General features: G+C 64.1%; 20 protein-coding genes. 6 read left to right on the forward strand and 14 right to left on the reverse strand.

Features of this window, described 5'->3' with window-relative positions; genetic code table 11:
- Positions 1-102: 102 nt before the first annotated feature.
- The 3 genes from Y88_RS08675 to Y88_RS08685 form a co-directional block, all read right to left on the reverse strand.
- Entirely contained in the window at positions 103-1,437 is a 1,335-nt protein-coding gene (locus Y88_RS08675) for a cytochrome P450 (RefSeq protein WP_008068427.1), read from the reverse strand.
- Positions 1,438-1,518: 81 nt separating this feature from the next.
- Complete coding sequence (locus Y88_RS08680; RefSeq protein WP_008068429.1) at positions 1,519-2,712, reverse strand: ABC transporter permease; 1,194 nt, start codon at positions 2,710-2,712, stop codon at positions 1,519-1,521.
- Positions 2,712-3,704, reverse strand: a complete 993-nt coding sequence (locus Y88_RS08685; protein ID WP_008068436.1) for an ABC transporter ATP-binding protein — start codon at positions 3,702-3,704, stop codon at positions 2,712-2,714. The genes Y88_RS08680 and Y88_RS08685 overlap by 1 nt, the downstream gene beginning before the upstream one ends.
- 92 nt (positions 3,705-3,796) lie before the next feature.
- Here Y88_RS08685 and queG point away from each other — a divergent pair, with 92 nt between their 5' ends.
- Positions 3,797-4,861 carry a tRNA epoxyqueuosine(34) reductase QueG gene (gene queG / locus Y88_RS08690; protein WP_008068437.1) on the forward strand — a complete coding sequence of 355 codons (1,065 nt, stop codon included), beginning with the start codon at positions 3,797-3,799 and terminating at the stop codon, positions 4,859-4,861.
- A gap of 23 nt (positions 4,862-4,884) precedes the next feature.
- Here the strand turns inward: queG and Y88_RS08695 are convergent, their stop codons facing one another.
- The 3 genes from Y88_RS08695 to der form a co-directional block, all read right to left on the reverse strand.
- Positions 4,885-5,562, reverse strand: coding sequence for a Fe2+-dependent dioxygenase (locus Y88_RS08695; protein WP_008068438.1), 678 nt, complete (start codon positions 5,560-5,562; stop codon positions 4,885-4,887).
- A gap of 93 nt (positions 5,563-5,655) precedes the next feature.
- On the reverse strand, positions 5,656-6,066 hold the full coding sequence (locus Y88_RS08700) for a DUF983 domain-containing protein (RefSeq protein ID WP_008068439.1): 411 nt from the start codon (positions 6,064-6,066) through the stop codon (positions 5,656-5,658).
- Between the two features lies 1 nt (position 6,067).
- Positions 6,068-7,447 carry a ribosome biogenesis GTPase Der gene (gene der / locus Y88_RS08705; RefSeq protein WP_018075893.1) on the reverse strand — a complete coding sequence of 460 codons (1,380 nt, stop codon included), beginning with the start codon at positions 7,445-7,447 and terminating at the stop codon, positions 6,068-6,070.
- A 202-nt stretch (positions 7,448-7,649) separates the two neighbouring features.
- Here der and Y88_RS08710 point away from each other — a divergent pair, with 202 nt between their 5' ends.
- The 4 genes from Y88_RS08710 (at position 7,650) to Y88_RS18905 (ending at position 12,061) form a co-directional block, all read left to right on the forward strand.
- Positions 7,650-8,540, forward strand: a complete 891-nt coding sequence (locus Y88_RS08710) for a CHAP domain-containing protein (protein ID WP_008068441.1) — start codon at positions 7,650-7,652, stop codon at positions 8,538-8,540.
- A 118-nt stretch (positions 8,541-8,658) separates the two neighbouring features.
- A complete protein-coding gene (locus Y88_RS08715; protein WP_008068442.1) occupies positions 8,659-9,057 on the forward strand; it encodes a DUF2946 family protein in 399 nt (132 codons plus the stop codon).
- Between the two features lie 140 nt (positions 9,058-9,197).
- Complete coding sequence (locus Y88_RS08720; RefSeq protein WP_018075894.1) at positions 9,198-11,345, forward strand: TonB-dependent receptor plug domain-containing protein; 2,148 nt, start codon at positions 9,198-9,200, stop codon at positions 11,343-11,345.
- A gap of 2 nt (positions 11,346-11,347) precedes the next feature.
- Complete coding sequence (locus Y88_RS18905) at positions 11,348-12,061, forward strand: TonB family protein (protein WP_157403869.1); 714 nt, start codon at positions 11,348-11,350, stop codon at positions 12,059-12,061.
- 59 nt (positions 12,062-12,120) lie between these two features.
- Here the strand turns inward: Y88_RS18905 and Y88_RS08730 are convergent, their stop codons facing one another.
- The 4 genes from Y88_RS08730 to rutA form a co-directional block, all read right to left on the reverse strand.
- A complete protein-coding gene (locus tag Y88_RS08730; protein ID WP_008068450.1) occupies positions 12,121-14,235 on the reverse strand; it encodes a TonB-dependent receptor in 2,115 nt (704 codons plus the stop codon).
- A gap of 244 nt (positions 14,236-14,479) precedes the next feature.
- Complete coding sequence (locus Y88_RS08735) at positions 14,480-15,436, reverse strand: isopenicillin N synthase family dioxygenase (protein WP_008068451.1); 957 nt, start codon at positions 15,434-15,436, stop codon at positions 14,480-14,482.
- A 20-nt stretch (positions 15,437-15,456) separates the two neighbouring features.
- Positions 15,457-16,422, reverse strand: a complete 966-nt coding sequence (locus Y88_RS08740) for a nucleoside hydrolase (RefSeq protein WP_008068452.1) — start codon at positions 16,420-16,422, stop codon at positions 15,457-15,459.
- 51 nt (positions 16,423-16,473) lie between these two features.
- Complete coding sequence (gene rutA / locus Y88_RS08745; RefSeq protein WP_018075896.1) at positions 16,474-17,556, reverse strand: pyrimidine utilization protein A; 1,083 nt, start codon at positions 17,554-17,556, stop codon at positions 16,474-16,476.
- 382 nt (positions 17,557-17,938) lie between these two features.
- On the opposite strand from rutA, the gene Y88_RS08750 reads away from it, so the two are divergent.
- Positions 17,939-18,589 carry a TetR family transcriptional regulator C-terminal domain-containing protein gene (locus tag Y88_RS08750; RefSeq protein ID WP_232280986.1) on the forward strand — a complete coding sequence of 217 codons (651 nt, stop codon included), beginning with the start codon at positions 17,939-17,941 and terminating at the stop codon, positions 18,587-18,589.
- On the opposite strand, the gene mmsB is transcribed toward Y88_RS08750, so the two are convergent.
- The 4 genes from mmsB to Y88_RS08770 form a co-directional block, all read right to left on the reverse strand.
- Positions 18,567-19,442, reverse strand: coding sequence for a 3-hydroxyisobutyrate dehydrogenase (mmsB, locus tag Y88_RS08755; RefSeq protein ID WP_008068455.1), 876 nt, complete (start codon positions 19,440-19,442; stop codon positions 18,567-18,569). The two genes, Y88_RS08750 and mmsB, sit on opposite strands and share 23 nt — an antisense overlap.
- A 131-nt stretch (positions 19,443-19,573) precedes the next feature.
- Positions 19,574-20,356, reverse strand: a complete 783-nt coding sequence (locus Y88_RS08760; RefSeq protein ID WP_018075897.1) for an enoyl-CoA hydratase-related protein — start codon at positions 20,354-20,356, stop codon at positions 19,574-19,576.
- Positions 20,353-21,426, reverse strand: coding sequence for an enoyl-CoA hydratase/isomerase family protein (locus tag Y88_RS08765; RefSeq protein WP_026166999.1), 1,074 nt, complete (start codon positions 21,424-21,426; stop codon positions 20,353-20,355). The genes Y88_RS08760 and Y88_RS08765 overlap by 4 nt, the downstream gene beginning before the upstream one ends.
- Before the next feature lie 11 nt (positions 21,427-21,437).
- Positions 21,438-22,580, reverse strand: coding sequence for an acyl-CoA dehydrogenase family protein (locus Y88_RS08770; protein WP_008068462.1), 1,143 nt, complete (start codon positions 22,578-22,580; stop codon positions 21,438-21,440).
- Between the last annotated feature and the right edge of the window lie 130 nt (positions 22,581-22,710).

Raw genomic sequence — 22,710 nt, forward strand, 5'->3', positions numbered from 1 at the left:
CGGGGTCGGGGGGGCATTGATCCTCCGACGGGACAAGAAGCGTCCTAGCCCCGCACAGATGAACGCCCGATGAGCGTTCCCCTGCGCAGTTTCCTCAGCGGATCAGAAACGATCCACCACCACGTCGAGACGGCGGAAGCCGTGGACGAAATTGGCCCGGACCCGTTCCACCGTCCCGTCGACCCGCACGCGCATCCGCCGCTCGTGCATTTCCTCAAGCAGGACGCGCAGTTGCAGTTCGGCAAGGCGGGCCCCGACGCAGCGGTGGATGCCGTGCCCGAACGAAAGATGCCGCCGTGCATTCTCGCGCGTGACGATGAGCTTGTCGGGATTGTCGAAGACGGTCTCGTCGCGATTGGCCGACAGGTACCACATGATAACCTTGTCCCCCGCGCGGATGTCCTGCCCGAACAGCTCGGTATCGGCGGTCGCCGTCCGCCGCATGTGCGAGAGCGGCGTGACGAAGCGGATGCATTCCTGCACCGCGTTGGGAATGAACGAAGGATCGTTTTCGAGAATGGTCCGCTGATCGGGAAAACGGTCGAGCGCATGGACGATGCCCGACATGGTGTTGCGGGTGGTGTCGTTGCCGCCCACGATCAGCAGGATGAGATTGCCCATGAATTCCTGCGGACTCATGTGGTTCATCGCCGGGGAATGGATCATCATCGAAATGAGATCGGGGCTCGGCTCGGCCCCCATGCGCTCCATCCACAGCCGCGAGAAATAGTGGGCCATTTCCTGAAGAATGACGAAACGCTGCTCGGCCAGTTCGTCGGCCAGGATCAGTTCGACGTCCCCGGCCCAGTCCGACCAGAATGTCAGCAGGCGGCGGTCCTGCCAGGGAAATCCGAACAGGATCGCCAGCATCCCGGTCGTCAGCTCGATCGAGACCTTGTCCACCCAGTCGAAGCGTTCCCCACGCGGCACGGCATCGAGCACCTGCCTGGTGCGCATGCGAATCTCGGCTTCCATCCGCACCATTTCGGCAGGCGTGAACGCCGGGGCGACGGTGCGGCGCTGTCCGGTATGTTCGGGCCGGTCCATGGCAATGAACATCGGCAATTGCCGTTCGGCGAGTTCCTCGGGCGAAATCGTCGCGGGCGGATCGCCGATGGTGATGCCGCCATATTTCCATGACGAGGAAAAGAGTTCGGGCAGCGATTCGACATGCAGCACGCTCTTGTGCGTGGTGACGTTCCAGTAATCGCCATAGGGCGTGCCGACGACCTTGTTGACTGGAGCCTGCGCGCGCATCTGCGCAAAGATCGGGCCCCAGGTGTCGTTGACGTAGATATCCGAACGGCTGACATCCCAAGGGTGGGTGTGAACCGGCCGTCGGTCAGGATTGGCGCGCAGCCATTCCTCGAAGGCAAGATAGGCGGTGGGTGACGTGCGATAGGAAAACCCGGTTTCGGGTGCGAGCATCGTGGCCATCAGGTATCCTCCGGTGGGGGCCGTTTTCGACCCTCTCACCGATACTATCCCTGCAACCTACATTAATGTCAATTAGCCTGATCAGACGGCCGACGCCCGGCGCCGCCGCGGGGCCGGGCCCGATTTCATCACTGTCCGGCGGAACAGCAACGCGCCGCCGCGCACGATCACGGCCACCCACAACGCCTGCCAGCACAAGGCGCCGAGATGGGGCAGCAGTGCCGCGTGCTGCGCCGCGCGGGCGAGCATGGCGTAAGGCGAACTGACCGGAAAGATTTCTGCCGCGCGTTCGAGCCATGTGCCCGGACGGGCAAGCGCGAAGCTGGCGAAAAAGAACACGATCAGTTGCAGCATCGTCGCAGGCATCGACAACGTCTGCACTTCGCGCACGGTATTGGCCATGCCGCCGATCGCCAGGAACATCGCCCCGAGCAGCAGATAGGCCATCGCAAAATAGAGAAAGCCCAGAACGAGGAACAGCGGCCAACCGACGGCCGGAGCCGCGAGCAGCGGGATCGAGCGCAGCCCGGCCAAAACCATCACGCCATAGCCCGCGCCCCAGACCGCAATGCCGACGATACTGACCGCCAGCATGGCAAAGAGCTTACCCAGGAACAATGCGTCCATCGGGATCGAGGCGGCCAGCACCTCGATGATCTTGTTCGCCTTTTCCTCAACCAGATTGGAAAGGACCATGCCGGCAAGCAGCATGGTGAGGAGGAACAGCAGCACTTGCCCCGCCTGCGCGGTCAGGACCTGCCCGCTGTGCTCGCGCGCGGCGCTGGTTGCAACGACATCACCCCGCACGGGCGGGAACACCGCCGGTTCGCCCGTCTTGGCCCGCGCCGCGAACAAGGCGACCATGCCGTTCCAGTCATCGATGCGTTCGCGCGTCGCGGTAAGCACCGGCGCGTCGAGCGTGCCGGTCACGACTGCGGCCAGCCGTTTGTCCTTCAAAATCCGGCGTGCGTCGAACCGGTCGCCGGGGTGCAGGCGATCGAGCACGACAAAGTCGGGCGCCCCGCCTTCCATATGCCCGGCCAGCGCATCGCGCGCCTTGACGAGCAAGTCGCCCTGTCCATCGGGCATGGCAACGCCGACGACCACGCGGTCGAGATTCTGCTGCACGCTGGCGCCGATGGCCCCGGCAAAGAAACCGACCACGATCGGGAACAGCGGCCCGAGCAGGAAGAAGATGAAAGCCTTGGAAAAGACCACGGCCACGAAATCGCGGCGCGCCACCACCCAGGCGGCCTGAAGACGATGCGAGAGCATCAGTGGCGTTCCTTTCCTGCGTCCGTCTCGGGCTGTTCGAGCGCGCGCGCCGCTGCCTCTCCGGCAATGGCGACAAAAGCATCGTGCAGGCCCGCCCGCTCGATCGACAGACTCAAGATTCCCGCCTCCCCTTCGATCAGGGCGCGCAGCAAGGGCTCCACCCCCGTTTCGGGCAATGTGAAATACCAGAATGCGCCGCCGCCAGACTTGAGGTCGCAACGCGCATCGACCGGAAGCGCCGCGCGCCACTGACCATCCCGTGCACGGGTTTCGAGCCGCACTTGCGGGCGCAGGCGATCGCGGGCGACATCGACCGGTCCGGCAAAGGGAACCTTGCCCCCCGCGATGATCGCCACCTGATCACACATGCGTTCGGCATGGGCGATGACATGCGTCGAAAACAGAACCGTCGCACCGCGTGCGGCCAGCGAACGAATGAGTTGTTCGAGCCGCCCCTGATTGAGCGCGTCGAGCCCGGAAAAGGGTTCGTCGAGCACGACCAGATCGGGATCATGGACCAGCGTGCCGAGCAATTGCACTTGCTGCGCCATGCCTTTCGACAACTGGCGGATCTGGCGGTCGGCGGCATAGCTCAGCCCCGCTTCCTCCAGCAGTTCGCGCGCCCGGAGACGCCCCTGCGCCAGCGGCACCCCACGCAGTGCCGCGAGAAAGGCGATCGCCTCGACCGATTTCATTGACGGGTAAAGGCCGCGCTCTTCGGGCAGATAGCCGATCCGCCGCGCCACTTCGGTCGGGCGTTCGTGCTCGAGCACGCGACGATAGCCCGCGTCGGGATCGATAATGCCGAGCAACATGCGCAAGGTCGTCGTCTTGCCCGCTCCATTGGGGCCGAGCACGCCATAGATCGCCCCGCGCGGCACCGAAATATCGACACCATCCACCGCAGCCGTTCCGTCGAACCGCTTGACGAGGCCCCGCGCTTCGATGGCAAGATCGATATTCTCCGCCAGGGGTTCGGCATCCTTGCCCATTGCGGCGAATTCTCCCACTGGCTTGTCAGTCGCATCGTACAGCATCGAAGCTTGGCGTTAACCCTAAGGCATGAACGGACGAGGCAGCAAGTTTGGTTAACAACGCAGCGGAACTTGTCCGCAAGATCCGGACAGAGGCCGAAAATTGCGGCTTTGTCGCCTGCGGGATCGCTCCCGCGCGCGAGGATCCCCTGCGCGCGTCCCGGCTCGAACAATGGCTGGGCGAAGGCTGCCACGGCTCGATGGAATGGATGGAGACCCGCCTCGAACATCGGCGCAGTCCGCAAGGCCTGTGGCCGCAGGCGCAAAGCGTGATCGCGCTGGGAATGAGTTATGCCCCCGCCGCCGATCCCCGCACGCTGGGCGCCCATGCCGACCACGGCCGCATTTCGACGTATGCTCTGGGCGCGGACTATCACGATGTGGTGAAACGCGCGCTCAAGGCGCTGGCCCGCTGGCTCGTCGCCGAAGTTCCGGGGGCGGAAGTCAAAGTCTTCGTCGATACGGCCCCGGTCATGGAAAAACCGCTGGGCGCTGCCGCCGGGATCGGGTGGCAGGGCAAGCACACCAATCTTGTCAGCCGCCGCCACGGATCGTGGCTCTTTCTCGGCGCGATCTATACCTCTTTGCCCCTGCCCGCCGACACGCCCCATGCCGACCGCTGCGGCTCATGCTCGGCGTGTCAGGACGCGTGCCCGACCAAGGCCTTTCCCGCGCCCTATCGGCTCGATGCGCGGCGCTGCGTTTCCTATCTCACCATCGAGCACAAGGGGCCGGTGCCCGAAGACCTGCGCGCGGGTCTGGGCAACCGGATCTATGGCTGCGACGACTGTCTCGCCGCGTGTCCATGGAACTCGTTCGCGCAAGCCGGTGCTGCCAACCGCGCGTTCCTGCCGCGCGCGGAGCTGACCGCGCCGCGCCTTGCCGACCTGCTCCGGCTCGACGACGCAGGCTTTCGCGCGCTCTTTTCCGGATCCCCGATCAAGCGGATCGGGCGCGACCGGTTCGTCCGCAATTGCCTCTATGCCGCCGGGAACAGCCGCGATCCGGCCCTGTTCGACGAAGTCCGGCGCCTGCTCGACGATCCCGACCCGGCCATTGCCGACGCGGCGGACTGGGCCCTCGACCGATTGACCGCAGCCCTTCCCGTTCCCTGAAATTCAGGACACGCCCGGGCAGCTCAGCATTCGGCCCAGCGACGAACGAGATTGTGATAGACCTTGGTCAGACGCAGCACTTCGCCGTCATCGCCGCCGCGCTCAAGCGTCAGGGTCTGGATCGACTGGTCGAGATCGAACAGGCTTTCGCGTGCAGCGCCGTCACGGATCATCGACTGAAGCCAGAAGAAACAGGCAATGCGCTCGCCCGAGATGACCGGCGTCACCCGATGCAGGCTGGTCGAGGGGTAAAGCACCATGTGACCGGCCGGCAGGCTATAGGCGACTTGCCCGAATTCGCTTTCGATCGTCAGCTCCCCGCCTTCGTATCCTTCGGACAGGAACAGCGTTGCGGAAAGATCTGTGCGGATCAAGGCACCGGTCGCAGGATCGCGGCGGATGGCATTGTCGACATGATCGCCAAAGCCCTCGCCCGGACCATAGCGATTGAAAAGCGGCGGATAGATCGCGCGGGGCAAGGCCGCTGACAGGAACACCGGATTGCGGGCCAGCGCCTGCTGCACGCGGGCCTGCGCGGCGGCGGCAACCGCTCCATCCTCGGGCAACTGGCGATTGCGCTTGGCCAGCGCCGCGCCCGGTCCGCTGGTGGCATTGCCGTCGACCCACGTGGCCTGGGCAATTTCGCGACCGAGCGCCAGCGCCTCGTCGCGGGGAAGGACATCGGGAATGACAATCAACATGCAAGGAATTCCGGCGAAAGGGACAGGACTGCGCTGGGCCGCGTGCCTCCTCTAACAAATCCATTCTTGCAAGTCATTATCAATTGCAGGTTATCAATCGACACCGGCCTCGACCTTGCCAGGCCTTTGCGCGAAACCGTGCATCCCGAGCCACCATTGCAAGGCGATGACCCCGCCCTTGGCCGGTTGCAACAGGCCGAGCAGCATGACGACCGCGATGACCAGCGCAATCGCGGTCATGACCAGAGCGGAAAGATCGGTGTTGCGCCCGAGCAGGATCATCACCGGCGCCATGACATGCCCGGTGATGAGGATGGCGATATAGGGCGGGAAATCGTCGGCCGCATGGAGCGTCCAGTCCTGCCCGCACAAGCCGCAGCGCGGGACCGGTTTCAGGAAGCGGGCGAACAGGTGCGTCGCACCGCACCGGGGGCAGTGTCCCGCGATCCCCCGACCCAGTGCCGCGCCAAGCGAGCGGGGCAGATCGGGGGAAAACGCGGTCATGTCACGCGAAGGGGTTCTTGGGACTGCGCAGTGTCAGCCGGATCGGAACCGCATCGAAACCCAGTTCGCGGCGGATGCCGTTAACCAGATAGCGGCGGTAGCTTTCCGGCAGCATGTCGAGTCGCGTGCCGAACAGGACGAAGCCGGGCGGGCGAGTCTTGGCCTGGGTAATATAGCGCAGCTTGATCCGCCTGCCTCCGGGTGCGGGCGGCGGATTGGCCGTGAGCGCATCGTCGAACCAGCGATTGAGCGCGGCCGTCGGAACGCGGCGGCTCCATGCGTCGCGCAGCGAAAAGGCCGCGCCGAGCATCTGGTCGAGCCCCTTGCCGGTACGGGCCGAGACCGCCACCAGCGGCAACCCGCGCACTTGCGCCAGCCCGTCGTCGAGCGCAGCCCGCACGCCGTTGAACAGCCCGCTGGCGTCCTCGGCCACGTCCCACTTGTTGATCGCGATCATCAGCGCGCGACCTTCCTCGAGCACCATCGAGGCGATCTTGAGATCCTGATGCTCCAGCCCGCGCGTCGCATCGAGCAGCAGCACGACCACTTCGGCAAAGTCGATTGCGCGGCGCGCGTCAGCCACCGACAGCCGTTCCAGCTTGTCGACCACTTGCGCCTTCTTGCGCATCCCGGCCGTATCGATCAGGCGGATGGGACGGCTTTCCCCGGTGGCCGGATCGCGCCATTCCCAATCGACGGCAATGGAATCGCGCGTGATCCCCGCTTCCGGCCCGGTCAGCAGGCGATCCTCGCCCAGCAGACGATTGATCAGCGTCGATTTTCCGGCATTCGGACGACCGACAACCGCCAGTTTCAGAACCGACTTGGGATCGTATTCGGGTTCGTCCTCGCTCCGCTCTTCTTCCTCTTCGGGTTCGCCGATCAGGGGAAGCAAGGCCTGGAACAAGTCCGCAAGCCCTTCGCCATGCTCAGCCGAAAAAGCGATCGGATCGCCGAAACCAAGCGCGTAGGATTCGAACAGGCCGCTGTCGCCCGCACGCCCTTCGGCCTTGTTCGCAAGCAACACGACCGGAACCGAAGATTCGTGGAGATGGCGACCGATCTCTTCATCGAGCGGCGTCAGACCCGCGCGGGCGTCGATGACGAACAGGGCCACCGTTGCCCCTTCAAGCGCGGCTTCGGTCTGGGCGCGCATGCGCCCCGGAAGGGACGAGGGATCATCGTCTTCCCATCCGGCGGTATCGACGATGGTGAAAGCCAGCCCCAGCAATTCCGCATCGCCAAAGCGACGATCGCGCGTCACCCCCGGCTGGTCGTCGACCAGCGCGAGTTTCTTGCCCACCAGCCGGTTGAACAGGGTGGACTTGCCGACATTGGGTCGGCCGATGATGACAACGTGGGGCAACGTGGTTGAAGACATGCGCCTGCCGTGCCGGTTTGTCGGCAGAAAGGCAAGCGCAAGGGTGAGAACCCTGCGTCCCCGTACCGTTTCACACCGTTTCCGCACCAACTCCTACCGTAGAATTAACCTTAACCGCTGAACACGCCTTAACCAGCCTTCCCGCAATCAAGGCGCCATGAAGGGATCGTCTACAGGGTCGGGCTCGACAGGATGGGCCGGGTTGGGATTGCTGCTCGCGCTGGCGCTCTTGCCGCAGCAGAGCCGGGCAAGACCGGCAGGAATCGCGCCTTCCTCGGACATTTCGGACGATGCACCCGAGCGGGAAGCCCTGCCTTACCTGCAATGCGTGCCCTATGCCCGGCGAGTCTCGGGAATCGAACTTTACGGCGATGCGCTGACCTGGTGGGATCAGGCCAAGGGCCACTACGCACGCGGCCACGTCCCCAGGATCGGCGCGGTCATGAGCTTCCGCCCCTATGGCGCAATGCAGCTGGGCCATGTCGCCGCCGTCAGCCGGGTGATCGATTCGCGCACGGTTCTCTTGCGCCATGCCAACTGGTCCCCGATCGACGGGCATCGCGGACAGATCGAGGATGGCGTTCGCGCAGTCGACGTGTCGCCCGACAACGACTGGAGCGAAGTGCGGGTGTGGTATGCGCCGATCGGCGATCTTGGCACCACCCGCTGGCCGGTCAACGGCTTCATCTACAACCGCAAGCCCGGCGCGGGTGACGAGCGTCCCGCGACGATCCTTGCCCGCCGCGACGACAGGCCGCATGTGACCATGCTCATGGCCCGCGACAGCGGCACGATCGACCGTCGCCCCGCCGGCCAGTCTGCCAGCCGCATCGACGCCTCGTTCCTCGACGGCATCGAGCCCGAGCACGGCACTGCGGGCCCGACGACCCGGCGCACCCACACACAGGCTACCCGCACCATGCTCGTCGCGAGAGCCGGTGGCCCGCAAGACCTGCTGCCCGACGCGCCCGGCACCCGATCCGGGGCATCACGGACGCGGCTGTCCGCACCCGCACACGGTTCGTCGCTGCGTGACGATCCGATCGGGCGGATCATCGCCAGCCGCATGGGGCATAATACCAACCTTCGGTGAGCGTCTCTCATCGCAGGTTGGTATAAGGCCGCGCACCGCCTGAGCGACGCGACCCCAACCGACGCTTTTGACATGAAACAGTGACAAGCAGGATCGGGCGACGTATCACGCCACCTGAATGCACAGTCTTCGCGTCTTTTTCCGGCATCATCGCCGACTTGCGATCCTCCTGATCGCACTGACGCTGTGTATTCGCGCGCTTGTTCCCGCCGGTTACATGATCGGGACTGAGGCAAGGATGCTGTCCATCGGCGTCTGTGCCGAAAGCACCGGACAGCAGATCATGCGCCAGATCGCGGTGCCCATGCGCGATCATGCGGGCAAGCATGCAACGCTCGATCACACCTGTCCCTACGGATCGCTGGCCCATGCCGCGCTGGGCGGTGCCGATCCGATCCAGCTTGCCGCTGCGATCGCCTTTGTCCTTGCGCTGGGCCTTGCCCCCATGGCCGCGCCCGCCCTCGGGCGCAGGCTCTATCTGCAACCGCCCCTGCGCGGACCTCCCGCTCTCGCCTGAACGCCATTGATTGCGCGGTTGTCGCTGACACCGCCGTCCATGCCTGTGCGCCCCAGCCCCTGTTTTTCGGACCTGTGCCGGATCTCGGGCCGCGCGCATGGGCCGTGTTTCCCGCTCATGCGGAGCCAAATGTCTTGCAGATGAAGAAATCCCATGTCGTCGCCGTGCTCCTTGCCTCGGCCGCGCACCCCGCCTTTGCCCGGGAGGCGACTGCCCTTCCCCCCATCGACGTCGAAACCGTCGCCTCGCCCGCCACGATCACCACCGCGCCCTCGACGATCACCGCCGTCACGCGCGAGGACTTGCGCGCGCGCCAGGCGAACAGCAGCGACATCGCCGGATTGCTGAGCGACATTCCCGGCGTCGCGATCAACACCGGCGGCGGCTTTTCGGGAATGCCCACGATCCACGGGCTGAGCGAACAGCGCCTCGCGATCACCGTCGACGGGCACCCGGTCGATTCGGCCTGCCCCAACGACATGAACACGCCGATGTCCTATACCGACCCGCAGACGGTCGGAGAGGTCCGGGTCATCACCGGGGTCTCCCCTGTCAGCCTGAGCGGCGACAGCATCGGCGCGGTCATCGACGTGCGCACGCCTGCCCCCCGCTTTTCGCGATCCGACAGCCTGCTGCTGACCGGCGAAGTCTCGGCCTTTTACCGCAGCAACGACGACGGCGCAGGCGGCGCGGTCACGCTGACCGCCGCGACCCGCTCGCTCAGTGCGACTTATACCGGCTCGTTCACCTCCGCCGGACGCTATTCGGGCGGCGGCGATCTGGGGCTCGTCCATTCGAGCGAATATCGCAAGACCGACCACCAACTGGCCCTGGCCTGGCAGGGGGCCATCGGCCTGGTCGAAGTGAAAGGCGGCTATCACTATTCGCCCTACGAAGGCTTTGTGAACCAGTACATGGACATGACCAGCAACAAGAGCTGGTTCCTCAATGCCCACTGGCACAACGAATTCGCCTGGGGCGCGCTCGATCTCAAGGCCGACTATCGCTCGACCGATCATGAAATGAATTTCCTGGACGACAAGGGCGGCTCGGCGGACGGCGGGATGCCGATGAACACCCACGTCCGTTCCGGCGGCTACACGCTCAAGGCCGACATTCCGCTGGGCCCGGTCCACACCCTGCATTTCGGGCAGGAATACCATCGCGAAACGATGAACGACTGGTGGCCCCCGGTCGCGGGCAGCATGATGATGAGCCCCGACACCTTCCTCAACATCAACAACGGCGAACGCACCCGCATCGGCGGCTTCGGCGAATGGGAAGCGCGCTGGTCGGACAAGCTCTCGACGCTGGCAGGCGTCCGCTATGACCATGTCGCGATGAACACCGGGGCGGTGCAGCCCTATGGCACCGGCATGATGAACATGGCCGACGCCACGGCAGCGGCCGCCTTCAACGCGATCGACCGGCGCCGTGCCGACAACAACTGGAGCGGCAGTTTCCTTGCAAGCTATGCCGCCGCAAAAGGCCTGCTCGTCGAACTGGGCTATGCGCACAAGACGCGTTCGCCCAATCTCTACGAACGCTACACATGGGGCACCGGGAGCATGTCGTCGCGCATGATCGGCTGGTACGGCGACGGCAACGGCTATGTCGGCAATCCGGACCTCAAGCCCGAACGCGCCGATACCTTCAGCCTGACCGTCACGGCGGGCGATCCTAAACAGGGCTGGAGCGTGAAAGCGACGCCCTATTACACCCACGTCAACGACTACATCGACGCGACTTTCGTAAAAGCCTTCACCACGATGATGGGCGTGGCGACCGGCTTCAACCAGTTGCGCTTCGCCAATGTCGAAGCCGAATTCTACGGCGTCGATGCCGCCGTCACCACTCCTTGGTGGGACAACGGCGCGCTCGGCAAGACGCGGGTCACGTCCTCGCTGTCGTGGGTCGAGGGGCAGAATGTCACCACCCAGACCCCGCTCTATCACCAGATGCCGCTCGATATCAAAGTCGCGATCCGGCACGCGCTCGGCGCGTTCGAAGCGGGCGCTGATGTCGAATGGGTCGATGCCAAGACCCGCGTCGATCCGGCCCGCAACGAACCGCAGACCCCGGCCTATGCCCTGCTCGCACTGCGCACGGCCTATACCTGGAAAACCCTACGGCTGAGCGTCGATGTCGAGAACCTCCTCGACAAGGCTTATTACTTGCCGCTCGGCGGCATCTCGCTGGGCGACTATTCGGCGAGCGGCGGCACGATCCGGCGCGCGGTTCCGGGACGCGGCCGCTCGGTCAATCTCGGCCTTTCGGCACGGTTCTGATCGTGTCCGGGACCGCGCATGCGATGGCGAGCCTTCCCCGGCATGATGTCCGGCGCCGTTTCGTCGCGGTCCTCGGCACGACCGCGGTGCATGCGGCGGGCCTTGGCCTGCTGCTGCATCTCGGAGGCGCGATGGCCGGGCCGTCCCCCCAAGGCCCGGCCGTCGCCCTGATCACGCTGCCCTCTCCGACCCCGCCCACACAGGCGCCTCGGCCCATGCCCGCCCCCGCACGCCGGATCGCCGCATCGGGCCCGAGCCCTGCCCTACCGAGCCACGCCTTGCCCCCGGCGCTGCCTGCCCCGCAACCGACAGAGCAAGCCGAGCCCGAACCCCAGTCCGTCACTCCCGCTCCATCCGCTGCACCGGCCCAACCAGTCGCTCGCGTGGAAGCTCCCGCATCTCTTCCCGAGACGCGGCCACCCCGTTCTCCAGAACCCGGCACAACGGCCCGCGCGGCCTATACCGCCCGGTTGTGGAGCCATATCGCCGCCCACCGCCCCACCGGATTGCCGCTGACGGGCAGCGCAACCGTTTCCTTCACGCTCGACCGCAGCGGCCGCGTTACCGAGACCAGCGTCTCCACATCGAGCGGCATCGCCATGCTTGACCGCGCTGCCCTGCGTGCCCTGCGCGCCGCGTCCCCATGCCCGCCGCCTCCAGCCGACTGGGCAGACGCCGACCTCCATTTCTCGATCGCCGTTAATTTCGGGCAATAAAGACAAAAAACGGCGCCGGAGTGGAATTCCCGGCGCCGCAGTTTGGGGAAATGGGGAAATCAGAACGTCTTGCGCACCCGCACGCCGAACTCGCTGCGGTCGTTGCTGCGGATCACTTCGATAAAGCCCGCATCGTACTGGTCGATGCGCGCGGTGTCGTAGACTTCGTTGAAGATGTTCTTGCCGTAGACCGACACCGTCAGGCCCCGCTTGGGAATTTCAAGCGAGAGGTCGAAATTGGTGAGATAGCGAGGCTTGATGTAGTTCCAGCCGTTGTTCGACGACTGACCATACATGCTCGAGCGGAACGAGGTATCGACCCGCGCGGTCAGGATCGATCCCGAAGCCAGCGGGACCCGGGCCTGCGGGCCGACCGCCACGGTCCAGCGCGGGGTATGCTGCGGAATGTCGCCCGCAACGATGCCGATCACGCCCTGATCGACCTGGGTGATCTTGGCGTTGTTATAGCTCATCGAGGTCGAGATGCTGAAAACCTTGGTCAGGTCGAGATTGCCTTCGAACTCGACGCCCCAGGTGCGCGACCGCCCGGCATTGGCGGTGATGGTCAGATAGCCGTCGGCCGTGGTCTGGCTGTATTGCAGGGCCAGGTCCTTGTACTGGGTATAGAACAGCGCCGACGAAAAGCGCAGGACATGGCCCAGCCGTCCCTTGAGCCCGATTTCGTAGTTGGTGGCATAAGTCGGGTTATAGGCGATGAACGTCGCCGCGCCGCCATAGGGCCGCGCCGGATAGCCGCCGCTTTCATACCCGCGCTGGATCGTCGCATAGGCGGCAAGATCGCGGCGGATCTTGTAGTCGAGCGCCACGTCCCATGTCACCGCGTTCCAGTTGTTGGTCCGCGTCGCCCCGGGCGCAAGGCAGCAGGCGATATAGGCATAGGCGTTCTTGTGGTCGTCGGTATAGCGCAGGCCGCCCGACAGTTTCAGGTCGCGCGTGATCTGGAACCCGCCATGGGCGTAATAGGCCCAGCTGCGCGTGTTCTGATAGACATAGAAGTCACCCGGCGAGCCGAGATAGACATAGTTCGGCTGGTTCGCGTCGCCCCGCTCGCTGAAGAAATAGATGCCGGTCACGAAATCGAACCGGCCATATTCCCCGTTCAACGCGCCTTCGGCGGTATATTGGCGGGCATATCCGGTTTCGGGATATTCGGAGAAGGCGATCGCGGAATCATCGTCGTCGAGACCCCCGCTATAGGCGCTGTAGCGTTCGCTGCCGATGATCTTGAGCGAAAGGTGATCGTCGAACTTGATCGTCGAGGTCAGCGACACGCCCAGATCGCGCGAGCTGGTCTTGGCCAGCTGGTAATTCTCGGTGCCGTTGTCGTTCTCGTTGACCGGAAGGTCCGAAGCCTGCAACCCCGAGAACCCGTTGGGATTGATGACCACGTTCTTCATCGGGCTAAGCCCGTAATGCCCATCGCTGCCATCGACCGCGAGCAGGAACGAGACTTTCGAGCTCGGCTGCCATTTCAATGCAAGACGCCCGCCGAACTTGTCGATCTGCCCGACACCGGTGCTTTCACCCGGCAGGTTGACGAACTTGCCGATTCCGTTGCGGTGGTCGAACGACCCGGTCAGCGACATCGACAGCGTGTCGGTAATCGGCACGTTGCCGTAAAAGCCCGCCGTCGCGCGCAGGCGCGTGCCGAGCGAGCCGAAGAACTCGTAATGTTCGCTGTCGTTGGGTTCGCGCGTGACCACGTTGACCGCGCCGCCCAGCGTGTTGCGCCCTGACAGGGTCCCCTGCGGCCCGCGCAGCACTTCGACGTGATCGATATTGGTGAGGTCGAGATTGGCCCCCATCGAACGCCCCAGATAGACGCCGTCGACATAGACCCCGACGCCCGGATCGGTCAGGATCAGGTGGTCGGCCGTCCCGATGCCGCGAATGAACAGCGTCGCATCGCTGACATTCCCCGCCCCGAAATTGGTGACGGTCAGGCTGGGCACGATCGTGTCGAGCTGGTGGATGTCGGGCACCCCGCGTGCCGTCAGCGTGTCCCCGCTATAGGCGGAAATGGCGAGCGGCGTATCGACCAGGTTTTCCTTGCGTTTGCGCGCACTGACCACGATGTCGCCCCCACCGGTATCGCCTGCGGCAGCTTCGCCGGCCGGTGGTGCCGGGCTTTCCGCATCGGCGGCCATGGCCATGGTGGAAAATGCCGTCAGGCTTAACGCACAGACGGATGTCGTCCAGAAAAGTCTTGAAGCCACAGTTGGTCTCCCCGAATAAACGGCCCAGTTCCAAAAATGTTTTTGATAAATACCATCATTCGGCGAAGTCGATTTTCGACGCCGTTAAGTGATGACAGTTTCCTCGCTGGAATTTATTTTTTAAGTCACTTCAGAAATAATTCGCAACACAATTTTAATTAAAACGGATGGTATTAATCCGTTAGTTTACCCCAAGCTCCTCTTTCGGATTTTTCTTCAACCCGATTTCATACAATCTCTGTTCCAGAAACGCGCGTTCGGTAATCGGTTCCGGATAACGGTCGGGTTCCCCCACCCCGATGCATTGCGGCAACGTCCGGATCAGGAAGTCCGGGCGCGGATGCAGGAAAAAGGGCATGGAATAGCGCGCAATCCCACGGCGGGTTTCAGGCGGATTGACCACCCGGTGCGTGGTCGACGGCAGGACATGATTGGTCAGGCGCTGGAGCATGTCCCCGACATTGATGACCAGCGCGCCTTCGGGCGGACGGACGGCAAGCCAGCGTCCTTCGCGATCGCGCAGTTCGAGCCCGGCTTCCTCCGCCCCCAGAAGCAGCGTGACGAGATCGATGTCCTCGTGCGCCCCCGCCCGGACGCCCGCCCCCTCGATTTCGACAGGAGGATAATGGAGCAGTCGCAACGTGCTGTTCCCGCCGGTCACCGCATCGACGAACCAGTCGTCGGCAAGACCCAGATGCCGCGCCACGCCCGACAGGACCGCCGCCCCGACCCGTTCGAATTCTCCGAACAGCGCCGCAAAGGCCGGACGAAAACCAGGCAGCTGTGCGGGCCAGAGATTGGCCATTGCACCCGGGCTCTCTTCGTCCCGGCCCATCTGCCAGAACTCCTTGAGATCGCGGTGGGCGGCTCCCTTGGCGCCTTCAATGCCGAACGGGGTATAGCCGCGCGCACCGGCAAGGTCGGGCCTGTACCAGGCGCGCTTGACCTCGACCGGCAAAGCGAACAGCGCCCGCATCTGCGCGTCGGCCTCGGCCAGAAGGGGCACGGGGATCGCGTGATCGGCGACAACCGCAAAGCCGAAACGGCGGAATGTGTCCCCCAGCGCCGCTCCGAACCGGTCGGCGTCGTGCGCGTGAAGATCCAGCGAAACGACCGGTATGTCTGCGGTTGCGCTCATCAATACCCCCCGATGCGATGTCAGCCGGTCACGGCACACGAAACGACGCTGAAACGCGCCAACCGTTCGAACAGAAGATCGAAAAAGCCCTCAGCATCGACTTCATGGGCCCATTGCACATGGCGCGGACCGGCCTCGACATTCCAGAAATCGACGACGCTGTGCCCCAGCGTAAGCGGCGATCCGGTTTCGATGGCGACATGGCAGGCGCGCGTGCGGAAAAGGTCCGGGCGCAAGAGCCAGGCCATGGTGCAGGGATCGTGCAGCGGCGCGCCGTCCTTGCCGTATTTGGCAAGATCGTAGCGCTCGGAAAAGGCAAGCATGTCGTGTGCGGCCCGCGCGACCGGATTGCCGATCGCCTTCATCCGTGCAAGCCGCGTCCGCGTCACCAGCAATTCATGCGTGACGTCGAGCCCGAGCATGACGATCGGCACGCCCGAGCGCAGCACCATGTCGGCCGCATGGGGATCGGCGCGCATGTTGAATTCAGCGCAAGGGGTGATGTTGCCAGCTTCGCGCATGGCCCCGCCCATCAGCACGATCCGCTCGATCCCCCGCGCGATCCCGGGATCGCGCGCCAGCGCCAGCGCCAGATTGGTCAGCGGCCCCGTCGCCACCAGTGTGATCGGCTCGTCCGTCGCGAGCAGCGTTTCGACAAGGAAATCGACCGCATGAAGCGGCTGCAACGGCATGGCCGGTTCATGGACGGGAAGCCCGTCGATGCCGGTATCGCCGTGGACATGTTCGGCGGTCAGCGGACTGACCATCAAGGGCCGCGCGCAACCGGCATGGACCGGCACATCCTCCCGCTCGGCCAGTTCGCAGACGAGCCGCGCATTGCGCTGCGTCAGTTCGACCGGGACGTTCCCGGCGACCGTCGTCACCGCAAGAACGCGGACGGCTTCGGGCGAGGCAAAGGCAAGCAGGAGATTGATCGCGTCATCCTGACCGGGATCGCAATCGATGATGATCGGCAAGGGGGGCATGTCCGGGTCCTGGGATCTGAGACCGGCTGTGCGGTTTGAGGGGAAAAGGGATCACTCCGCCTGAAGCGGGGCGACATGGCGGCGGCTTTGCATCAGCGGCTGGATCCGCGTGCCGAAGGCCGTGATGCCCTCGACGAAGTCGTCAAAAGTCAAGAGGACCCCGCCGGTTCCGGGCACTTGCGCGATCTCGTCGAGCATCCGAGCGACAGTTGCGTAAGAGCCGACAAGCGTGCCCATGTTGATGTTCACGGCGGACGCCGCGTCGCTCAACTGGTTGACATTGGTCGTGGGCGAAACCGCATTGGGGCGGCTCTGTTCGACCAGCCAGGCGACCGCTTCGTGGTCGATGCCATCGCAATAAAGCCGCCATTTCGCCTCGGCCTCGGCATCGGTCTCGGCGGCAATGACCATCATCAGGACGAACGTCTCGACATGCCGCCCCGTCTTTGCCGTCGCGGCGGCCAACCGGGCGTTGACCCCGGCAAAAGCGGTCGGCGTGTTGACGCCCTTGCCCAGACAGAACGCGTAATCGGCATGGGCCGCGGCAAAGGCCAGACCTTCATCCGAGCTGCCCGCGCAAATGATCTTCATCTCTGCTTGCGGCTTCGGACTGACCCGGCAATCGGTCATCCGGAAATAGTCGCCCTTGAAATCGCTGCGCCCGGTTTCCCACAAATCGCGCAGGATCTGCGCATATTCGCCCAGCATGTCATAGCGTTTGAGGTAGTGATCATCGCCCGGCCACAGGCCCATCTGGTCGTACTCGGCCTTTTGCCATCCGGTGACGAGATTGACGCCGAAACGCCCGTGGCTGATCGAATCGATCGTCACCGCCATGCGCGCCACGATCGCGGGCGGCAGCGTGAGCGTGGCCGCCGTCGCGAAGATCCGGATCCGGCTGGTGACCGCGGCAAGCCCGGCCATCAGCGTGAAACTTTCCAGATTATGCTCCCAGAACTGCGTCTTGCCGCCAAAGCCGCGCAGCTTGATCATCGTCAGCACGAAATCGAGCCCGAACCCTTCGGCTTTTTGCGCGATTTCGCGATTGAGATCGAAACTGGGCAGGTATTGCGGCGCGGTTTCGGAAATCAGCCAGCCATTGTTCCCGATCGGAAGAAAGACGCCAACCTGCATGTTCACGCACTCCTCGGGAAGACAGGTTATCTGGAAAGAGCGGGCCGCAATTGCCCCAGGGCTGCCCGAAAGGAAAACGGCACGACAACGTGGGGGGACCGCACGGAAGGCTCCCTGGAATCTGGGTGGGGAAAGGCTTTTCGATCGTGGAATCACGAATCATTTGCCTGATCGAACTTTGATTAAACGATCGAAATTTGACAAGAGTCATTGACGAGGTTTTTGCCGCATCTGCGTAATAGGGTGGAATGCCCGCAAACCCACCGCAAAGGCGTGCTGGACGGCGCGCCCTGCTCCGCCTAGCGAAGAGAGGATCTCGGGCTGCGTCGGACCGGCGCAGGGGATGACGGATGCCCCGGCACGGGCGCAAAAGGTGGGACCGATGAGCAAGGACAACACGCTGGCAGCCCCCAGGCGAACGCGCATCCAGATCCGCAATGAAAAGACGATCCTGCAATGCGCCATCGCGGTCTTCGCCGACCACGGGTTCAGCGGGGCGACCATGGAAAAGATCGCCGACCTGGCCGACATGTCGCAGTCGAACCTGCACCACTATTTCAAGACCAAGGCCGACCTGTACGAAAGCGTTCTGGAAAAGACGCTCGAAGTCTGGCTCGAACCGCTGGAGAACATCGACCCCGCCGGGGACCCGGCACAGGAACTGACCACCTATATCGAGCACAAGCTGGAAATTTCGCGGAAAGAACCGGAAGCCTCACGCGTTTTCGCTCATGAAATGCTCGACGGCGCGCCGTTCATCAAGGCGCGGCTGCAGACTACCTTGCGCGACAGGGCACGCGCCTTTGCCGCCATTGTCGAGGGGTGGATCAACGCGGGAAAAATGCGCCCGGTCGATCCCTACCACCTCGTCTTCATGATCTGGGCCATGACCCAGCACTATTCCGATTTCGCCCCGCAAGTAAAAGCGGTGCTGGGCGTGTCACGCCTGACCCGTGCCGAATTCGACACCGCCAAGCAGGTCATTCTCTCGCTTCTCCTGGGCGGGGTGCTTATTCCCGCAGAGTCCCGATGATCGCCGAGAAATCGAGCGCGGCATTCCCCGCCTCGGCAAAAGCGGCATAGAGTTCCTCGGCCCGCTTGCCCATCGGCACGTTCGCGCCGGTGTCGGCAGCAGCGGCCATGGCCAGACGCAAATCCTTGAGCATCAGCGCGGTCGCGAAACCGCCTTGGTACGCGTTGTCGGCAGGCGTCACCGGCCCGACGCCGGGCACCGGGCAATAACTCGTCATCGACCAGCACTGCCCCGAGGCTTTCGAGGAAATGTCGTAGAAGGTCTGCAAGTCGAGGCCGAGCTTTTCCGCCATGGCAAAGGCTTCGGCCGTGGCCACCATCGACGCGCCGAGCAGCATGTTGTTGCAGATCTTGGCCGCCTGTCCGGCGCCTGCGCCCCCGGCATGGATCACCGCCTTGCCCATCGCCGCAAGGATCGGCTCGGCAGCGGCAAAGGCCGCATCATCGCCCCCGACCATGAATGTCAGCGTGCCCGCATTGGCCGCCGCGATCCCGCCCGACACCGGCGCATCGACCATCGGGTGCGCCTTGGCCGCGGCCAGATCGGCAACGGCACGGGCAGACGCCACGTCGATCGTCGAACAATCGATCAGCAAGGCCCCGGCAGGAACCCATTCGAGCACGTCACGCTCATAAACCGCGCGGACGATCTTTCCATCAGGCAGCATGGTGACGACGACTTCGGCTTCGGCAACGGCCGTCGCAATGCTGGTGTGAGGCACGCACCCGGCCACCCGAGCCCGCTCGCGCGCGGCATCGGCAAGGTCGAAAGCATCGACGCGATGCCCAGCCTTTGCCAGATTGGCCGCCATTCCACCGCCCATGTTGCCCAGGCCAATGAACGCAATGCGCATGACATCCTCTCCTTTTATTTTGATGTTGTCGAAATCCGCCCGTGGCGAATTTCCGGCGCGGCGCTGGCCCGGTCATTCCGGTTCCACCGGAATGACCGAACAAGACAGGGAGCAAAGCCCCCTGTCCCGCATCACTTACCCTTGAATACGCCCGCGCGCTTTTCGATGAAAGCGCCCATGCCTTCGGCCTTGTCCTCGGTCGCGGTCAGGACCTGGAACACGCGGCGCTCGAACAGGAGCCCCTGGTCCAGCGTCGTTTCGAACGCGGCGTTGACGAGTTCCTTGCAGCCGATCGCGGCCAGCGGCGGCATCGCCGCGATCGCCTCGGCCGTCTTCAACGTCTCGTCGAGCAGGTCGGCCAGCGGCACGACACGGGCGACAAGGCCCGAACGCTCGGCTTCATGGGCGTCCATCATGCGCCCGGTCAGGCACATTTCCATCGCCTTGGCCTTGCCGATGGCGCGCGTCAGACGCTGTGAACCGCCCATGCCCGGGGCAATGCCCAGCTTGACTTCGGGCTGTCCGAACTTCGCGTTTTCCGAGGCAATGATGAAATCGGCCATCATCGCCAGCTCGCACCCGCCGCCAAGGGCAAAGCCGTTGACCGCCGCGATCCACGGCTTGCGCGTCGCCTTGACCACATGGCTGGTCCAGCGCGAGAAGAAGTCCTCCGAAAAGAACGCGGCGGCAGGCTTGTCGGCCATTTCCTTGATGTCGGCACCGGCGGCGAAAGCCTTTTCCCCCGAGCCGGTCACGATCGCGCAACGCTGGTCGGGGTCGGCCTCGAAAGCCGCGAACGCCTTGATCAGGTCTTCGCACACGCTCGAATTGAGTGCGTTGAGCGACTTGGGCCGGTTGAGCGTGATCAGCGTGACCGGGCCCCGGGTTTCGACCAGGATCGTTTCATAGCTCATAGCGGTGTCCATTCCTCGTTGGCGGGAAGCGGGGCAAAGATCGCGTCGATCGCATCCTCGCTCACTTCCTCGGGTGTCGACGGCGTCCACTGGGGCGCATTGTCCTTGTCGATGATGACGGCCCGCACGCCTTCGGCGAAATCGGGCAAAGTCAGCACGCGGCTGGCGATGCGATATTCCATCGCCATGTTGGCGGCGAAATCCTCGCAATCAAGACTGTCGCGCAACTGGCGCAGCGCGACCTTGCAGGTCTGCGGGCTCTTGGTGTGCAGCGTCGCCAGCGTCGCGCCGGCCCATTCGCTGCCCCGCCCAGCTTCCTCGCGCAACTCGCCCAGAATGGTCTCGTAGCTGTCCGAGGCGAACGTGCGGTCGATTTCCCCGACCTGCGCGGCAATCTTCACGTCGCCCGGCACGACCGAATGACGATGGAGGATCGCGGTGATCTCGTCGGGGCGAGCTGCCAGCTCCGCCTTGACCTCGGCAAGAGCGGAAGACGGCAGGTAATGCGTGGCGAGCCCCGCCCACAGGCATTCGGCCCCATCGAGCCGCGCACCGGTCAGTGCAAGATATTGCCCGAGCCGCCCGGAAAGGCGCGACAGGTACCAGCCGCCGCCGACATCGGGGAACAGGCCGATGCCCGATTCCGGCATGGCCAGCCGCGTCGCTTCGGTCGCGATGCGATACGTCGCAGGTCCCGAAATACCGACCCCGCCGCCCATGGTAATGCCGTCCATGAACGTCACGACCGGCTTTGGATACGTGAGGATCAAGTGATTGAGGCGATATTCCTCGAAAAAGAACCGCCGCCCTTCGGCCCCACCATCGCTCAGCGCGGAATGGCGCATCATGGCGATGTCGCCACCGGCACAAAACCCGCGTCCTTCGGCATGGTCGATCACCACCAGCGCCACTGCCGGATCGTCGCGCCATGCCAGCAAGGCCTGCGTCATCGCGCGGACCATGCCGAGATTGAGCGCGTGGATCGCCCGCGGGCGGTTGAGCGACAGGACCCCGGTGGCGCCTTCGCGCCGCACCAGCACTTCCTCGGTCGCGACAGCTTCTGCAGTCATTTCGGGTGCGCTCACTTCAAGAGCTCCCGTCCCACGATCATGCGCATGACTTCGTTGGTTCCTTCCAGAATACGGTGGACGCGAAGATCGCGCCAGAACCGTTCGATCGGATAGTCCTTGAGATAGCCATAGCCGCCAAAGAGTTGCAGTGCACGATCGACGATCGACGAGCCGTTGTCCGTCGCCAGTTTCTTGGCCATTGCCGAAAAGCGGGTCTTGTCGGGCGCGTCGGCCGAAACCTTGGCCGCCGCAAGGTAAAGCAGCGCGCGAGAGCTTTCCAGATCGGTCGCCATGTCGGCAAGCTGGAACTGCGTATTCTGGAATTCGGCGATGGTCCGGCCGAACTGGCTGCGCGATTTTACATAGGCGATCGCCTCGTCGAGGCAGCGTTGTGCGCCCCCCAGCGAGCAGGCGCCGATATTGAGTCGCCCGCCATCAAGCCCGGCCATGGCAAAGCGAAAACCTTCGCCTTCCTCGCCCACGCGGTTCGCGACCGGAACCTGCACGTTGTCGAGAATGAGCTGTGCAGTCGGCGATGCGTTCCAGCCGAGCTTGCGCTCGGGCGCACCGAAACTGACGCCGGGCATGTCGCGTTCGATGACGAGGCAGGAAATCCCCTTCGGCCCCGGCTCGCCCGTGCGGACCATGGTGACATAGAGATCATTGACCCCGCCACCGGAAATGAACTGCTTGGTTCCCGATACGACATAATGGTCGCCCTCGCGCCGCGCCGTCGTGCGCAAGGCCGCTGCGTCCGAACCCGACCCCGGCTCGGTCAGGCAATAGCTTGCCATCAGGTCCATGCCGACCAGTCCGGGCAGATAGCGCGCCTTGAGGTCGGCATGACCGAAACGGTCGATCATCCACGAGGCCATGTTGTGGATCGACAGGAATGCCGAAGTCGTCGGACAGCCATAGGCCAAGGCTTCGAAAATCAGCGCCGCTTCCAGCCGCCCGAGACCGATCCCGCCGGCTTCCTCGCTGACATAGATCGCCGCGAAACCCAGTTCGGCCGCCATGCGGATCGTCTCGCGCGGGAATTCGTGGCGCTCGTCCCACCCGGACGCATGGGGCACGATCGCATCGGCGGCAAACCGGCGCGCCATGTCCTGAATGGCGATCTGGTCTTCGGTCAGGCTGAAAAGGTCGGTCATGATTCGTGTGCTCCGGCGGCAGGCGAGCCTGCCGAAGCAGACCCCGATCCCTGCGATTGGATCCCCCGCTGCACCGTCAACGACAGCGGGGCACAAGCCATAACCGCTCCGCACATCGCCGAACAACCGG

Source organism: Novosphingobium nitrogenifigens DSM 19370, assembly GCF_000192575.1.
GTDB classification, from domain to species: Bacteria; Pseudomonadota; Alphaproteobacteria; order Sphingomonadales; family Sphingomonadaceae; genus Novosphingobium; species Novosphingobium nitrogenifigens.

Coding starts and splice junctions, on each gene's coding strand:
- Y88_RS08720 (WP_018075894.1), top strand. CDS start 9,198: ATGAAGAAATCCCATGTCGTCGCCGTGCTCCTTGCCTCGGCCGCGCAC.
- Y88_RS08715 (WP_008068442.1), top strand. CDS start 8,659: ATGCACAGTCTTCGCGTCTTTTTCCGGCATCATCGCCGACTTGCGATC.
- mmsB (WP_008068455.1), bottom strand. CDS start 19,442: ATGCGCATTGCGTTCATTGGCCTGGGCAACATGGGCGGTGGAATGGCG.
- Y88_RS08765 (WP_026166999.1), bottom strand. CDS start 21,426: ATGACTGCAGAAGCTGTCGCGACCGAGGAAGTGCTGGTGCGGCGCGAA.
- der (WP_018075893.1), bottom strand. CDS start 7,447: ATGTCTTCAACCACGTTGCCCCACGTTGTCATCATCGGCCGACCCAAT.
- Y88_RS08760 (WP_018075897.1), bottom strand. CDS start 20,356: ATGAGCTATGAAACGATCCTGGTCGAAACCCGGGGCCCGGTCACGCTG.
- Y88_RS08770 (WP_008068462.1), bottom strand. CDS start 22,580: ATGACCGACCTTTTCAGCCTGACCGAAGACCAGATCGCCATTCAGGAC.
- Y88_RS08685 (WP_008068436.1), bottom strand. CDS start 3,704: ATGGGCAAGGATGCCGAACCCCTGGCGGAGAATATCGATCTTGCCATC.
- rutA (WP_018075896.1), bottom strand. CDS start 17,556: ATGCAGGTTGGCGTCTTTCTTCCGATCGGGAACAATGGCTGGCTGATT.
- Y88_RS08680 (WP_008068429.1), bottom strand. CDS start 2,712: ATGCTCTCGCATCGTCTTCAGGCCGCCTGGGTGGTGGCGCGCCGCGAT.
- Y88_RS08675 (WP_008068427.1), bottom strand. CDS start 1,437: ATGGCCACGATGCTCGCACCCGAAACCGGGTTTTCCTATCGCACGTCA.
- Y88_RS08730 (WP_008068450.1), bottom strand. CDS start 14,235: ATGGCCATGGCCGCCGATGCGGAAAGCCCGGCACCACCGGCCGGCGAA.
- Y88_RS08750 (WP_232280986.1), top strand. CDS start 17,939: ATGAGCAAGGACAACACGCTGGCAGCCCCCAGGCGAACGCGCATCCAG.
- Y88_RS08740 (WP_008068452.1), bottom strand. CDS start 16,422: ATGCCCCCCTTGCCGATCATCATCGATTGCGATCCCGGTCAGGATGAC.
- Y88_RS08695 (WP_008068438.1), bottom strand. CDS start 5,562: ATGTTGATTGTCATTCCCGATGTCCTTCCCCGCGACGAGGCGCTGGCG.
- Y88_RS08700 (WP_008068439.1), bottom strand. CDS start 6,066: ATGACCGCGTTTTCCCCCGATCTGCCCCGCTCGCTTGGCGCGGCACTG.
- Y88_RS08735 (WP_008068451.1), bottom strand. CDS start 15,436: ATGAGCGCAACCGCAGACATACCGGTCGTTTCGCTGGATCTTCACGCG.